Source organism: Bradyrhizobium sp. P5_C11_2, assembly GCF_054049755.1.
The window spans coordinates 1-14,788 of record NZ_JBFULT010000121.1 but is presented as its reverse complement, the minus strand read 5'-3'; the positions used below and the strand labels follow the sequence as shown (position 1 = coordinate 14,788).

15 protein-coding genes are annotated in these 14,788 nt (G+C 63.7%); 8 read left to right on the top strand and 7 right to left on the bottom strand.

All coding sequences use genetic code 11. The features are described 5' to 3' along the window. Positions 1 to 72: 72 nt before the first annotated feature. The 6 genes from ACXJL8_RS14465 to ACXJL8_RS14440 all read right to left on the bottom strand — a co-directional run bounded on the left by ACXJL8_RS14465 (position 73) and on the right by ACXJL8_RS14440 (position 8,387). Entirely contained in the window at positions 73 to 327 is a 255-nt protein-coding gene (locus ACXJL8_RS14465; protein WP_456622784.1) for a hypothetical protein, read from the bottom strand. 14 nt (positions 328 to 341) lie between these two features. Further along, on the bottom strand, positions 342 to 1,139 hold the full coding sequence (locus ACXJL8_RS14460) for an outer membrane beta-barrel protein (protein WP_456685141.1): 798 nt from the start codon (positions 1,137 to 1,139) through the stop codon (positions 342 to 344). A 226-nt stretch (positions 1,140 to 1,365) separates the two neighbouring features. After that, positions 1,366 to 2,628 carry an arginine deiminase gene (gene arcA, locus ACXJL8_RS14455; RefSeq protein WP_456622813.1) on the bottom strand — a complete coding sequence of 421 codons (1,263 nt, stop codon included), beginning with the start codon at positions 2,626 to 2,628 and terminating at the stop codon, positions 1,366 to 1,368. Positions 2,629 to 2,654: 26 nt separating this feature from the next. Then, positions 2,655 to 4,088 (bottom strand): basic amino acid/polyamine antiporter, encoded by a 1,434-nt coding sequence (locus tag ACXJL8_RS14450; protein WP_456622786.1) that lies wholly within the window; start codon positions 4,086 to 4,088, stop codon positions 2,655 to 2,657. A 142-nt stretch (positions 4,089 to 4,230) separates the two neighbouring features. Beyond that, positions 4,231 to 7,290, bottom strand: a complete 3,060-nt coding sequence (locus tag ACXJL8_RS14445) for an efflux RND transporter permease subunit (RefSeq protein WP_456622787.1) — start codon at positions 7,288 to 7,290, stop codon at positions 4,231 to 4,233. Further along, positions 7,287 to 8,387, bottom strand: a complete 1,101-nt coding sequence (locus tag ACXJL8_RS14440; RefSeq protein WP_456685142.1) for an efflux RND transporter periplasmic adaptor subunit — start codon at positions 8,385 to 8,387, stop codon at positions 7,287 to 7,289. The genes ACXJL8_RS14445 and ACXJL8_RS14440 overlap by 4 nt, the downstream gene beginning before the upstream one ends. Positions 8,388 to 8,572: 185 nt before the next feature. Between ACXJL8_RS14440 and ACXJL8_RS14435 the strand changes: the two genes are divergently transcribed. The 8 genes from ACXJL8_RS14435 (at position 8,573) to ACXJL8_RS14400 (ending at position 14,122) form a co-directional block, all read left to right on the top strand. After that, positions 8,573 to 9,004 (top strand): DUF3551 domain-containing protein, encoded by a 432-nt coding sequence (locus tag ACXJL8_RS14435; RefSeq protein ID WP_456685140.1) that lies wholly within the window; start codon positions 8,573 to 8,575, stop codon positions 9,002 to 9,004. A gap of 48 nt (positions 9,005 to 9,052) precedes the next feature. Then, entirely contained in the window at positions 9,053 to 9,778 is a 726-nt protein-coding gene (locus ACXJL8_RS14430; protein ID WP_456622788.1) for a Na+/H+ antiporter subunit E, read from the top strand. After that, entirely contained in the window at positions 9,771 to 10,061 is a 291-nt protein-coding gene (locus ACXJL8_RS14425) for a monovalent cation/H+ antiporter complex subunit F (protein WP_456622789.1), read from the top strand. Before ACXJL8_RS14430 ends, ACXJL8_RS14425 begins: the two co-directional genes overlap by 8 nt. Further along, positions 10,058 to 10,351 carry a monovalent cation/H(+) antiporter subunit G gene (locus ACXJL8_RS14420; RefSeq protein ID WP_456622790.1) on the top strand — a complete coding sequence of 98 codons (294 nt, stop codon included), beginning with the start codon at positions 10,058 to 10,060 and terminating at the stop codon, positions 10,349 to 10,351. The genes ACXJL8_RS14425 and ACXJL8_RS14420 overlap by 4 nt, the downstream gene beginning before the upstream one ends. Continuing rightward, positions 10,348 to 11,292 (top strand): MnhB domain-containing protein, encoded by a 945-nt coding sequence (locus ACXJL8_RS14415; protein WP_456622791.1) that lies wholly within the window; start codon positions 10,348 to 10,350, stop codon positions 11,290 to 11,292. The genes ACXJL8_RS14420 and ACXJL8_RS14415 overlap by 4 nt, the downstream gene beginning before the upstream one ends. Further along, positions 11,289 to 11,630 carry an NADH-quinone oxidoreductase subunit K gene (locus ACXJL8_RS14410; protein ID WP_456622792.1) on the top strand — a complete coding sequence of 114 codons (342 nt, stop codon included), beginning with the start codon at positions 11,289 to 11,291 and terminating at the stop codon, positions 11,628 to 11,630. Before ACXJL8_RS14415 ends, ACXJL8_RS14410 begins: the two co-directional genes overlap by 4 nt. Continuing rightward, positions 11,630 to 13,408 (top strand): complex I subunit 5 family protein, encoded by a 1,779-nt coding sequence (locus tag ACXJL8_RS14405; RefSeq protein ID WP_456622793.1) that lies wholly within the window; start codon positions 11,630 to 11,632, stop codon positions 13,406 to 13,408. Before ACXJL8_RS14410 ends, ACXJL8_RS14405 begins: the two co-directional genes overlap by 1 nt. A gap of 210 nt (positions 13,409 to 13,618) precedes the next feature. After that, positions 13,619 to 14,122 (top strand): DUF1269 domain-containing protein, encoded by a 504-nt coding sequence (locus ACXJL8_RS14400; RefSeq protein WP_456622794.1) that lies wholly within the window; start codon positions 13,619 to 13,621, stop codon positions 14,120 to 14,122. An 18-nt stretch (positions 14,123 to 14,140) separates the two neighbouring features. Here ACXJL8_RS14400 and ACXJL8_RS14395 read toward each other — a convergent pair. Further along, a partial coding sequence (locus ACXJL8_RS14395; RefSeq protein WP_456685139.1) for a Bax inhibitor-1/YccA family protein occupies positions 14,141 to 14,788 on the bottom strand: 648 nt, incomplete at its 5' end.

Here is a 14,788-nt window from a genome sequence, read left to right as displayed (position 1 = left end):
CACGTTACCCGGGACTCGGAGGCACCGTTCCCTCGTCGCCGCAGCCGCTCAATGGCAACGCGCGACCGTGCGCTAGCGGCTGCCATCGCCGGTCGCGCCGGTCTTCTTCTTTTTTCCCTTTGCGTTAGAAACGGGCTGCTGTGGCGGCGCGATCACCAGGGGATGAGACGGCACCCGAAGGCGGTCTATGGCAATATCATCCCTGAGCGCATCGGTATCGAGGCGCTGGCCTCTATCAATCCGGTCGCGCGGTTCCGCAGCGACGGACGACGCCGCCACCATTCCGACGGCGGCTCCGATCAGCACAAGCAGAGGTCTCATATCCATGTTGCAGGCATCTCTCAAAAGGCGAAATCAAGTCGAGGACCGATGCGGAGGTCTCTGTACCGCCGCTCCGGAACGTTCGATGTTCGCGCCTCGTACAATATACTGGTCGTGATCGACACGTTGCTGGCGAAACTATACCTCAACCCGACATCCGCTGAGTAGATTTGATCCTGCCGCCCCCGGTTCAGCCCGTCCGTGAACCAGAAGGCTTCCAACAATGGCGTGCTCACGATCGACCATTTCGGGTCGAGCTTGACTTCGATGCCGAGCACCGCGTCGAAGCGCCAGCGGCGAGCTTCCGCAAGGTCGGAAAACCGGTAGGTCAAGAGCAACAGCGGCGACAATGTCAAATTGTTGACGCGGAAGTCGCGCGCCACTGAGCCCATCACGTCGTGAGATGTGAAAGCGAGATCGCGGTAGACACCGTCGAAATCGTACCGATTCTCGTAGATGGCAGAGAAGCGCCAGCCGTCCCAATTCTCCGTCAAGCGCGCTCCCACTCGCGCCACTGCGGCGTTGCCGTCCTTCTCGGTCGCAAAGGCATCGTATTGGGAGCGGGCATAGAGCCGGTACGACAGGTCGTTTGTCAGATTCCCATCCAGCCTGACGCTCACGTCAGGCTCGTAATAGAAATCCGACTTGCGGTTGTCCCGGCTGAACAAGGCATTGTCAGTGAAGGTCGGCGCCACGGAACCGACGACGCTCCATGACGGAGCGGAATAATATGGCACGGGACTGCTGGCCTTCAGCTCGGTGAGATCAACATCCGCTGCCCACGCGGTGCTTGCTCCAAGCAATCCAACGGCCGGCAACAGAGCTACAGATCCACGCATCGCATCCCCCGATGGCTTCTGCGTACACCAGGAATCGCCTTAAATTGGGCGACGATTGTGGCGTGTTGGTGATAAGAAAAGAAATCTGTAATTGAACCGGCCGATCGCCGTTTCCCGAAACCTCCCCGACGCTGCCCAGCAAACAGGCGGAACTCCGCTCGGCCTGAGCGCGCTGCCTTCAGGGCCGGAACGACCCCCGGGTCGCCTAATAATCCACCGCGTCCCTGGAGATCGGACAGGTCATGCAATGACCGCCTCCCCGGCCCCGGCCCAGCTCTGCGCCGACGATAGTGATCACCTCGATCCCTTCCTTGCGCAGCAAGGTGTTGGTGTAGGTATTGCGGTCATAGGCAAACACCACACCCGGGGACGCACAGACAAGATTGGCGCCGCTGTCCCACTGCGTCCGCTCGCGCATATAGGCGTTGCCGCCGGTCTCGACGACGCGCAGCTTCTTCAGGCCAAGCGCTTCGGCGACAACCTCCACGAACGGCTTGTCGTCCTTGCGCAGCTCAAGGCCGACGGAATTGTCGGCCGGCCGGTAGGAGAACGCCGTGATGCTGTTGACGATATCGGGATAGAGCAGAACGCAATCCCGGTCCGCGAAGGTAAAGACGGTATCGAGATGCATCGCGGCGCGGAGCTTCGGCATCGCCGCCACGATCACGCGCTCGGCCGCCTTCCTCTTGAACAGGGCAGCGGCGACCTGGCTGATCGCCTGCCGCGAGGTGCGCTCGCTCAACCCGATCAGGACGTTGCCCTTGCCGATCGGCATCACGTCGCCGCCCTCCAGCGTGGCGAGGCCATGGTCCTGGGTCGGATCGCCCCACCAGACGTTGACCTTGCCGGCGAACTCTGGATGGAACTTGTAGATGGCCGTGGCGAGGATCGGCTCTTCATGCCGCGCCGGCCAATAGAGCGAATTCAGCGTGACCCCACCGTAGATCCAGCAGGTCGTGTCTCGCGTATACAGCGTGTTGGGGAGCGGCGGCAGCAGATACTCGGTCATGCCCGCGGCCTCGCGGACGAGCTTGAGCATCTCTCCGCCATGGGCGTCCGGGAAGTCGTGCGTCGAGATGCCCCCGATCAGCGTTTCGGCCAGATCGCGTGGCTTCAGGCTTTCCAGATAAGCGCGCAGTTCGTCGACGAGGCCGAGACCAACCTGATTGGGAACAACCTGGTTGTCGAGAATCCACTTCCTGGCCTCGGGGATCGCGACCGTCTCGGTGAGCAAATTGTGCATCTCGACGACGTCGATGCCGCGGTCCCGCATCTTCTGGACAAAATCGAAGTGATCACGTTTGGCGTTATCGACCCACAGCACGTCATCGAACAGCAAGGTGTCGCAATTGGAGGGGGTAAGGCGCTGATGGGCGCGGCCGGGCGAGCAGACCATGACCTTGCGCAGTTGGCCGACTTCCGAATGAACGCCGAAGGAACTGCTGGATTGCGATGCCTGCTTTGCCATGGGACTGCCCTTGAGGGTTGTCATGCCTAGATCGTGATGTAGCCGGTGGCCAATCCGTGGATTCCGACAGCAGCGCCGACGGCGGCTGCGATGAAGATGCCCCACTCGACCGGCGTAAAGACCCTCGCCTTCTGTTCGATGCGCGCCCAGAAATAGAGTGCCGTGCCGGGTGCGTAGAGGATCAGGGACAGCAGCAGGAACTTGGTTCCGGCGGCGTAGATCAGGAACAGCGTATAGATGACGGCGATGCCGGCAAAGATCATGTCGCGCTGCCGGGCCCGACCGGCCTTCTCATAGGTCTCGCCCCGCCGGGCGAGCAGCAGCCCGTAGGCGGCGACGAGGAAGAACGGAATCAGCGACATCACGCTCGTCAGATTGAGCATCAGCGCGAACGCGTCCTGCGACCAATAGGTGCTGATGACGAAGAGCTGGACGATCACGTTGGTGAGCCAGAGCGCCGCAGCCGGCACCTTGTTCGCATTCTCAGTGCCGAACAGGGCCGGCATATCCCTGGTCCGGCCGGCGGCGGAGAGCACCTCGGCGCAGATCAGCGACCAGGCGAGATAAGCCCCTAACACCGAAACCAGAAGTCCGACGCTGACGAAGATCGCGCCCCAATGCCCGACCACCGCCTCCAATACCGTCGCCATGGACGGCTGCCGCATGCCGGCGATCTCGGCGCGGGGGAGCGCGGCATATGGCAACATGGTCACGAGCACCATCAGGCTCGTAACGATCGCAAACCCCAGCAGGGTCGCGGCACCAACATGCGCGCGTTCCTTGGCATAGCGGGAATAGACGCTGGCGCCCTCGATGCCGAGGAAGACAAACACCGTGACCAGCATGGTGGCACGGATCTGCTCGAACAGGCCCTTGTCCGGCATGCCTTCGCCGCCCCAGAAATTGGCGCGGAACAGATCGGCCTTGAACGCAAAGATCAGGATGACGATGAACACCAGAATTGGCACGATCTTCGCTATCGTCACGATGGTGTTGATCGCGGCTGCCTGCTGCACGCCGCGCAGGATCATGAAGTGGAACAGCCAGATTCCGATCGAGGCGACGATGATCGCGATCACCGTATTGCCATCCCCAAAGACGGGAAAGAACGCGCCCAAGGTCGACTTGATCAGCACCCAATAGGACACGTTGCCGATGCAACTGCCGATCCAGTATCCGAATGCCGACAGGAAGCCGGGGTAGTCGCCAAATCCTTCCTTGGCATAGGCATAGACACCGGCGTCGAGTTCGGGCTTTCGCTCGGCCAATGCCTGGAACACCCGTGCGAGGGTGTACATGCCACTGCCGGCAATGCACCAGGCGAAGATCGCCCCGAATGGACCTGTGGCGATGCCGAAGGTCCGCGGCAGCGAGAAGATGCCCGAGCCGACCATCGAGCCGACCACCATCGCGGTCAATGCGAACAGCGAGAGCTTTTGGATGGATGGCGTCCCAGTCATGTAAGACCTCGCGGCGCGAGCGTGGGCAACACCCTGGCCGGTCGACTTGCCCAGCACCTGCACCATGCGCCTCGGGTGACGCACGGAATATCGGGTGATTACCTAGTCGAGGATCGGGATTCCCCTCGCCGGAAACGGCCACTCAAGACGATGATGGAGCGGACGCCTCGGCCCGCTCCATGTCCCCGAACCAGGTCACGTACAATGTCGGCAGCAGGACCAGTGTCAGCACGGTCGCAACCAGCAGGCCGCCCATGATGGAGAAGGCCATCGGGCCCCAAAACACGGTCGGAGCAATCGGAATCATGCCGAGAACGGTCGACACGGCCGTCAGCATGATCGGGCGGAAGCGGGAACTGCTGGCGTCCACGGCAGCGTCCCAGGGCCCTTTCCCCTGTGCACGCTCGACTTCGATCTGACCGATCAGGATCACCGCATTCTTGCTGATCATGCCCAACAGCGCGAGAACACCGAGGATAGCGACGAAGCCCAAAGGCCGCCCCGAGAGCAGCAGCGCGGCCACGACACCGATCAGACCGAGCGGCGCCACGCTCACGACCATCAACAGGCGCGGAAAGCTGTGCAACTGGATCATCAGAACCGTGAGCATGACGACCAGCATCACGGGCACCACGGCGAGGACGGCAGCCTGCGATTTCTGGCTTTCTTCCACCGCGCCACCGACCACCACGTCGTACGAGGGCGGAAGCGTCTTTCTCAGACTGGCGATGGCAGGCGACAACGCCGTCACAATTGTCTCCGGCAGTACCGTGTCGGAAATGGCGGCTCGTACCGTCAGGGTCGGAACGCGGTCCCGCCGCCAGACCAGGGGAAATTCCTGGTCGTATTCGAAGGAGGCAAACTGATTCAGCGGAACAGTCTGCCCGCCCGGCAGCGGCACCTGCAGCGTCCGCAAGGTCGCGAGTGAGACGCGCTGTTCATCCGTCGCGCGCACCACAACATTGACCAGGTAAATATCGTCTCGCACCTGCGTGACGGGCGAGCCGGTGACCACGGTATTCAGCACTGCGGAAATCGCTTGCGAACTGAGGCCGAGAAGGCGCGCTTCATCCTGGTCCACGCGAATGCGCACCTGACGATCGGGCTCCATCCAATCGAAATTCACGCTCTTGGCGCTCGGATTGGCAGACATGATCTGCGCGACCTTGAGCGCGATGTCACGCACCCGCTCCGCATCAGGACCATTGACGCGATATTGTAGCGGCCAACCGACCGGGGGGCCGAGGCCAAGCGGGGACACGGACGAGACGGCGTTCGGGAACCGATCGGCCAGGACTCGCTCCAGTTTCGCATGCAGACGCTCGCGAGCCGCAACGTCCCTGGCCACGACGACCACCTGCGTGAAGAAGTCGTTCGGCAGTTCCACGCTGAGCGGCAGATAGAAGCGGACGGCGCCGCGCCCCACATAGGTGCTCCAATGCTCAACGTCGGGATCGCCCGCCAGCACCCTGTCGACGCGCTTGGCGGCGGTTTCGCTCGCATAGATGGACGCGTTCTGCGGCAAGCTGATATCCACGAGCAGCTCCGGCCGATCGGACAGCGGAAAGAACTGCTGCGGAATGAGCGGAAGCGCGATCACGGAGGCGATGAACAGCGCCAGCGTCACGATGATCGTCAGCCATTTGGCCCGCATCGCCAGCACCAGGAAGTTCCGATACAGCCGGAATATCCGGCCGGGAGCGGCGCCCGTCTGCTTTGGGGCCACAACGATGACGACGCTCAGCAGCGGTGCGAAAATGACCGCAACGAACCACGACGCCAGCAGCGCGATCGCAACCACAGCAAACAGCGAGAACGTGTATTCGCTCGCCGAGCTTGCAGAAAAGCCGACCGGTATGAAGCCGGCGATCGTCACAAGCGTGCCGGCCAGCATGGCAAAGGCGTGGGTTCGGTATGCATAGGAGGCGGCCGCCACCTTGCTGTCGCCCTCCGCCAGCCGATTGAGCGTGGCGTCGGTCGTCGTCATCGCGTCGTCGACCATCAGCGCAAGCGCGATGATCAGCGCACCCAGCGATATCCGCTGCATGTCGATGCGGGCCACTTCCATGATCGGAAATACGATCGCAAGGGTAAGCGGAATGGCGAGCGCAATGATGAGGCCCGGACGGAAGCCGAGACTGATGAAGCTCACGGCGAGGATGATGGCGATCGCCTGCACGAGGGAGCTCATGAACTCGCCGATCGCCTTGTTCACCACGATGGACTGGTCGGCGACCAGACTCGGCTCTATGCCGATCGGCAGGTCCGCGGTGATCCGCGCCATCGCGTCCTTGATGTTCCTGCCGAGCGCAAGGATGTCGCCGCCGTCCCGCATGGCAATCGCGAGCCCAATTGCCGGCTGCCCGTTGATCCGGAACAGCGGTTGTGGCGGATCGGCATAGCCACGCCGCACCTTCGCAAGATCGCTCAGGCGCAGCATGCGGCCACCGGCGGCGAAGTTGACGTTGGCAATGTCCTGTTCGGACTGGAAACCTCCCGACACCCGCAGCGAAATGCTCTCCGTGCCGGTCTCGATCGTTCCGGCCGGCCGAACGATGTTTTGCGCCTGCAGGGTGGCGATCAGAGCCGTCCGATCGATTCCCAGGGTCGCAAGCTCCTGCTTGGAGAATTCGACGAAGATCACCTCGTCCTGCGTGCCCAGGAGCTCGATCTTTGAAACGTCGGGCACCCCCAGGAGTTGCGAACGGATCGCCTCGACATGATCGCGCAGCTCGCGCTGGGTGAAACCATCGCTGGTGAAGCCGTAGACGATGCCGAACGTATCGCCGAAATCGTCATTGAACCCCGGTCCGACAACGCCCGCGGGCAGCGTGTGACGCATATCGCCGACAATTTTCCGCACCTGATACCAGGTATCGGAGACCTCCTTGGCGCTGGCACTTCCCTTCAGGTTCACGAAGATCGTCGTGAGACCCGCGCGGGTGAAGCTGCGCAGGAAATCCAGATGCGGGGTCTCCTGCAATCGGCGCTCGAGCCGCTCGGTCACCTGCTTCATGGTTTCTTCGGCCGTGGCGCCCGGCCATGCCGCCTGAACGACCATGGTCTTGATRATGAAGGAAGGATCCTCGTTGCGGCCAAGCCGGAAATAGGACAGAAGCCCCGCGACGATCGCAACGATCATGACGTAGACCACAAGGGAGCGATGCCTGAGCACCCACTCGGAGAGGTTGAGTCCGATCATGGCCCTCCCCCGAGCACCCGAACCTTCTGGCCGGGATGAAGCGCCTGAACACCTGCGGTGACGACGACTTCGCCGGCGTCCAATCCTTGCGAGATGAGCACCTGCGCCTGATCGAACCGCATGACGTCGACGTTTCGGATCGAGACGGTGTTGGTCGATGGATCCACGACCCAGACGGCCGGCTGTTGATTCATCCTGGTGAGCGCGGCTGCCGGAATGTCGATCATCGGCCCGGCACTCGTCTCGACGCGCCCGACCACGGTGGCACCGAGCCGCATCGCGGGAGGCGGATCCGTCAGGCCGACCTTGACTTCGAAGGTGCGGGTGATCGGGTCGGCCTGTGCGGCAACCTGCCGGATGCGCCCCTGCGCTGTCACCGCCGGATCATCCGTAAGACTAACGGTGACCTGCTGATCGGGGCCGGCGTTTCTGACCAATTGAGCGGGCACGTCGAAGACCGCGTCGCGCCCATCCTGCCGCGCAATCCGCGCTATCATTTGTCCGGCCTGGACGACTTCGCCGGCCGCAGGACCCGTCGCTGTGATCTTGCCTGGTGCGTCGGCCCGGAGCTCGGTGAAGCTGACCTGGTCGTGCGCGGCGCTCAACTGGGCCTCGGCCGCATCCACCTGGGACTGGGCGGTCTGCTGTGCCTGGGTCGCGGCCTCGAAAGTGGCGCGTGTGGTCCACCCCTGTGCGAGCAGCGTTTGCTGGCGATCGAAGTGATTGCGCGCCTGGGTGAGCTGGCCTTGAGYGGCGGCGAGAGCCGCCTGCGCCTGTCGGAGCGCGTTCAACTCGTTCTGGGACTCCAGTTGCGCCAGGAGTTGCCCGGCCTCGACCCGATCGCCGAGCTTGGTGTCGTTCGCGATCAGGCGGCCGGAGATCCGGAACGCGACACTCACCTCGTCCTCGGCCTCGATGCGGCCAGTGAAGGACAGCGGCGTCCGCGCTTCGCGTTTCTCGACCGTCGCGGTCCGGACCGGACGCGGCGGAGGCGCGTCTTTCGTTTCCGCTTCACGCCCACACGCCGCCAGGATCAGCGAGGACACAGCCAGCGTCAACGCAAAGACTGGCCGAGGTGTCGTTCGGCGGCCGCGCATAACCATGAGCCCTTCAGGTTCCGGACATGTCGCCGGGCGGGTCAGCCTTTTCCGAGGTTGCGATGTCCCGGTATCGCCCTTAGCATTTTTGCCCAACGGGCCGGCCGCACACATCGGTAAATCTACCCGGTACGGCCGGATGCAATCGCGGTGGCCGCGGAGCACGGACGCAGGCCCCCTGCCCGATGCGTGAACGAGGCGTTCGACAGCGCACTAGGGAATTCCTCAAGCCCGATCAGGCAATCACCCAATATCGCCGGTCTCATCGAGAGCGCACGGTTCTCCCCTCAAGTGAAGCAATCAAGCGCGGCGATGCCGTCGCGCTGGACCGGCGCTTCACAGGACCGCCCCGGTCGATCCGAAAACTCGCGCTCAAGGTGTCGGCGATCGGGCTGAACCGTGAGGGCTTTCAAATGCGACGATTCATCCTAGTTGCATCCGCGATCGTTGGAATGCTGACCATCGTGCCATTGGCGACACCGGCGCAAGCCCAGCAAAACCAATGGTGCTCCAAGTTCAAGGGGATGGTGAGCTGCAAGTACTCCACTGAGGATCAGTGCCGTGCGTCCCGGAGCGGCAGGGGCGGCACTTGCTTCCCCCGACAGGACTCGCGCTAGTTGCGTGGCAGGGTCGCGAGGGCCCATCCAAAGCGATGGCGTCGAACGATGCGCTCGTGGACGCCATTCGAACCACTCTGGATGCTGTTGTATCGTTACGCCAGCTCGCGCTTCGACGCGTCCCGGCTGCCGATGCCGAATGCGGCGGCGCCGCCGAAGTCCCGCCTCACAATGCCCAAGTCGATGCCCAAGGCCGGCTTTTCCAAACGCCGCAGAAGGCGGCAACGTAACCTGCTGCCGATCGAGGACTCCAACGTGAGAGGATACTCAGGGAGAGACGGGCGTGCGAACGTCATAGCCGGAGCCTCCTGGTGGAGCGCGGCTTCCCGAGCGGCATGGTTTCTTGGTCTCTGGCTCGTGCTTGCCGGTGCCGCTCTCGATGACATTCCTGCCGCAGCCGTCGCTGTGGCCGCGGCAACCTGGACGAGCCTGCGATTGCTGGAGCCTGGCACCTCGCGGCGCTCGCTTGGTGCCATCTCCCGGCTGGCCTTGCTCTTCCTGTTCCACTCCGTCGTTGCCGGAGCGGATGTCGCAAGGCGCGCACTCGATCCCCGGTTGCCGCTGCGGCCGGGATTTGTCGCTTATCCGACCGGTCTTCCACGCGGCCTGCGGCGCAACGTGTTCGCAACGCTCACCAGCCTGCTGCCAGGCACCGTGCCGGCCGGGGAGGACGACGCGCATCTCCTCTATCACTGTCTCGACGTCGATCAGCCGGTGGTCGCTGAACTTGCCGAAGAGGAAGCGGCCCTGGTTCGCGCACTTTACAATGACTGAGTTCCTGACCGCCGCGGTCGGCTTCATTCTGGCAGTGCTGGCGCTGGGGCTGGTGTCAATCCTGCGTGGTCCCGGAGACGCCGACCGCATGATGGCGACGCAGCTGATCGGGACCGGAGGTATCGCAACGCTGCTGCTGCTCGGCACCGTAGCGGACGTCCCCGCGGCTATCGACGTGGCGTTGACATTGGCACTCCTCGCCACCTTCGCTTCGATCGCGTTCGTCAAGAAGGGGCTTTCCCGCCTCGAAACCGATGGGACCGCATCAACGGAGGACGAATGAGCCTTGTACGCGACATGATGACGATTGCAGCAGTGTCGGCGGGCGCGTTCTTCTTTCTGGCGGGCACGGTCGGCCTCCTTCGCTTCCCCGATACGCTGACGCGTCTGCACGCGCTCACCAAGGCGGACAATCTCGGCCTCGGCCTGGTCGTGCTCGGATTGCTTCCGCAAGCAGGAAGTGTTCGCGACGGGTTGAAGCTGGTCAGCATCTGGCTGCTCGGGCTGCTCGCGGGCGCGACGGTCTCGCAACTGATCGCGCGTACCGCGCGCCTTGGCGGATCGACCAGATGAGCGTCGCGACGATCTTCGAGATCGTGCTCGCCGCGGTCGTGCTGGGTCTCGGCATCCGGACGATTGTCGTGCGCGAAACCTTTTCGGCGACGGTCGGTTTCGTCGCTTATGGACTGCTGGTCGCACTCATCTGGGTGCGCCTCGACGCCGTCGACGTCGCGCTGACTGAAGCCGCGATCGGCGGAGGGCTCGGTGGTGTGTTGCTGTTGGGTGCGGCGGCGCGGTTACGGGATGCCGACCTGGTGGCGGCGGAAACGCCCGGTCAAGTCGTGCGCGTGAGCGCGGCGGCACTGTCGGTGCTGACCGCCACGGCGCTGGCTGGCGCGGTTCTGCTGCTGCCCGATCCCGCTCCGACGCTTGCGCCGGCTGCTGCGGCAAATGCCTGGGCGACAAGCCTGTCCAACCCCGTCACCAACGTGCTCATGGCGTTCCGCGCCATGGATACCATGCTCGAGAAGGTCGTGCTGTTGCTGGCGATCATCGGCGTCTGGTCGCTTGCACCTGACAGTGCCTGGGGCGGGCGTCCGGGGCCGCGCCACCGGGCTGATCCGCGCGGCGTTCTCGCCTTTCTCGCGCGACTGTTGCCGCCGGTTGGCATTGTCGTCGGGACCTATGTCCTCTGGACTGGCGCCGACCATCCCGGCGGAGCTTTTCAGGGCGGTGCGATTCTCGCGTCGATGTGGCTGCTGGCCATCATGGCCGGGTTGGCGGACACGCCACCGGTGAGCCGTCGATCGGTACGGGTCCTTCTGGTTGCCGGACCCGGCCTGTTCCTTGTCGTCGGCCTCGCAGGCCTTCTGTTTGGCGCCGCATTCCTTTCTTATCCGCCGGCGCTGGCCAAGCCACTGATACTGGGTATCGAGGTCGCGATGGTCCTGACGATCGCGGCGACCCTTGGCCTGCTGCTCGCGGGCGCACCGGAACGGAGCGCCAAGCCATGAGCGGGGTGACGGTGTTCGGATTGTGCGCCGCTGCTGCGGTCGGACTTGGGCTCTACGGTCTGATCACGAATCCGCAGCCTCTTCGCAAGATCATCGCCTTCAATCTGCTCGGCAGCGGCATATTCCTCCTGTTCGGCGTCGTTGGACGGCGGGGTGCAGCGGCAGGAATGGGCAACGACCCGGTGCCGCAGGCACTGGTGATTACCGGCGTCGTCGTCGCGTTTTCCGCAACGGCCTTGGCGATTGCGCTCCTGCTGCGGCTGTTCCAGACGACCGGCTCCACGACGCTGAGCGGTCGCACATCGCCGGGCGATGGCCCAGATCCGTCGGGTGGCTGATGCTGCCCCCCGCCCCGGCGCTGGCCGCGACAACAACCCCGAGCGGATTCCTGCTGGTGCTGTCGATCGCCGTGCCGATCATGGGCATTTTGCTGGCCTTCGTTCTGGGCAGCCGATACATCAGGCCGGTCGTCTACGCGACGATCCCGCTTGGGCTGGCAATTGCGGTGGCGATTCTCATCGCGCTGCCGCAGGGCGCGGGCCCGCTGGTTTACCTGCTCGGCGCCTGGCCGCCGCCGTTGGGGGTGGCGCTGCGCGCGGACGGTTTGTCTGCGGTGATGCTCGCGGCGACCGCGGTGGTGATCTGCGCGGTGGCTGTCTTTGCCGCTGCCGACTTCCCCGTCACGGCGACTGAGACCCGTGCGCCATTCGCCTTCTGGATCTTGCTGTTGGCGATCTGGGGGGCGTTGAACACGATCTTCCTGGGTGGGGACCTCTTCACCCTCTATGTTGCCCTGGAACTGCTGACATTCGCCGCGGTACCGCTGGTCTCGCTCGACGGTCGCGCGGAGACGCTGCGAGCCGCATTGCGCTATCTGCTCTTCGCGTTGCTCGGTTCGGTGCTCTATCTGGTGGGCACAGCACTGATCTATGGTCTCCATGGCACGCTTGACATCGTGCTGTTGTCGCATCGCATCGGCGCGGAGCCTGTCGCGATCGTCGCGGCGGCTTTGATGACAACCGGCCTTCTGGCCAAGACCGCGCTGTTTCCGCTGCACCTTTGGCTACCGCCCGCCCACGCTGGCGCACCCGCGGCCGCCAGCGCGATTTTGTCCGGCCTGGTCGTGAAGGGATCTTTCTTTGTCGTCGTACGGCTCTGGTTCAACGTCATGCCTGCCCTGCCTGGTTTCGCCGCCACGCAGCTGCTCGCGACGCTGGGAGCGGCGGCGATGGTGTTCGGGAGCATCGTCGCGCTGCGACAGGAGCGTCTCAAGCTCCTGATTGCCTACTCCACCCTGGCCCAGATCGGCTATCTGTTCCTGATGTTTCCGCTGGCGTTCGATGGCTCCGGCCGGCTCGAGCGTGGCGACGCGTTGGCGGGCGGCCTGCTCCAGGCGATCTCGCATGCCACCGCGAAGGCCGCAATGTTCATGGCCGTCGGGTCGATCTACGCGGCGCTGGGCCACGATCGCATCACAGGACTGTGCGGTGTTGCGCGAGCCCTGCCCTTGAGCGTCACGGCCTTTGCGCTCGGCGGTATCGCGCTGATGGGCGTACCGCCAAGCGGCGCTTCCGTGGCGAAGGACCTGCTGCTCCAGGCGGCGGAGAACAGCGGGCAATGGTGGTGGGCGATTGTGCTCCATGCCGGTGGGATGTTGACGGCCGCCTATGTCGTGCTGGTGCTGGCTCATGCGCTCGCGGCCTCGGGCAAACCGATCACCTTGATTGGCCGCCCACGATACATGCGAGACGCGGCCCCGCTTGTCCTGGCGCTGTGTTCGCTCTTGCTCGGCCTCGTGCCCTGGACCTCATACCTATCCGTGCCGCCCGACATGACATCAGACCTCCTCGAGCTCGGGACGTTTTCCAAATTGCTCTTGCCTGTCCTGGGAGGCACGCTGCTGGCGATCCTGCTCGGCCCCTGGCCGCCTCCGTTTGCGTCTTCGACCGGCTGGAAGACGATCATGACGCTGGTCGGTCCTATCCGACGGAGCTTCCTTGCCTTCGGCGGGAGCGTCGAAAGAAGCAACGACGTGCTTTGCCAGTGGCCGGCGGCAAGCATCAGCCTCCTTGTGCTGGTGCTGCTGCTTGGCACGGCGATGTACACCGCCATCTGAGAAAGCTGGACACGCGATCCCGAGAGCACGCAGTTCGAGCCGTGGGATCTTCCCTGATCCCGGGATCGGGAACGTTCATCCCCGCACCTCGGGGTTTTCTCGGATGCCACGCGCGTTGGCCTCCGACTAGTCTCAGCCAACGCGCTCCACCACGGCACCCTTTTGGGACCGCTGGGGATTGATGCGGCGGAAAAAGTCAAGGAGGCTTCCATGTCCGATCTAGTGGCGATCGTGTATCCGTCCGAGGCGAAGGCCGAAGAGGTACGTCAACGGCTCATCAAATTGCAGAAGGAGTACCTGATCACCATCAACGATGCCGTCATCGCGGTCAAAACCGATTCCGGCGGGATCAAGCTCAATCAACTCGTCAACACGACCGCGACGGGTGCGATCACCGGAAGCTTCTGGGGACTTCTGATCGGCGTTCTTTTCCTCAACCCGATCATTGGCGTCGCCGTCGGCGCGGCATCCGGCGCGTTGGGTGGCGCACTGTCGGATTTCGGCATCAACGATTCCTTCATGAAGGAGCTGTCCACGACGCTCCAGCCCGGCCACGCCGCCTTGTTCGTCCTGATCAAGCACATGACGGCGGACAAGGTGCTCAAGGAAATCCGGGACGCCGGCGGGGTTGTGCTCAAGACCTCCCTGGACGAGACCAAGGAGAAGGTGCTGCGCGATGCGCTCGCCAGCGCGGCGGAGCGGCCGGCGGCCTGAGCGGTCGCACCACGTCGTTCAGCGCCGACCTCCCGCCAAGCGCAGCAGCATCATGAACAGGTTGATGAAATTGAGATAGAGCGACAGCGCGGCGATGACGGATTTGCGGCCTGCCGTGGTTTCGTCATCCCTGCTGTCGTACATCGCCTTGATCCGTTGCGTATCGTATGCGGTCAGGCCGGCGAAGACGCCGACGCCGACGACCGAGATCAGCCAGTCAAGTCCGGTCGACCTCAGGAAGAGGTTGACCAGGCTCGCAATGATGATGCCGATCAGGCCCATGAACAGAAACGTGCCGAGCCCGGACAGGTCGCGCCTCGTGCTGTAGCCGAAGATGCTGAGCGCGCCGAACATCGCGGCCGCCACGACGAAGACGCGTGTAATCGAGGAGCTGGTGTAGATGTGCAGCAGCGTCGAGAGCGACACGCCGACGAGGCCGGCATAGACGAAGAACAGAAGTCGTGCGGTCGGCGCCGAGAGCGTATTGATGCGCGAGCTGAGGAAGAAGACAAGCCCGAGCGGCGCCAGGATGAAAACCCACATCAGCGGACTTTGCAGCAAGGCGGGATCCGTGAGCTGATAGGTCAGCCCCGCGACGACAGCCGTCAGGCCAACGCCCGCCGCCATGTAGTTGTAGATCTGCAGCATGTAGGCGCGAAGTCCGGC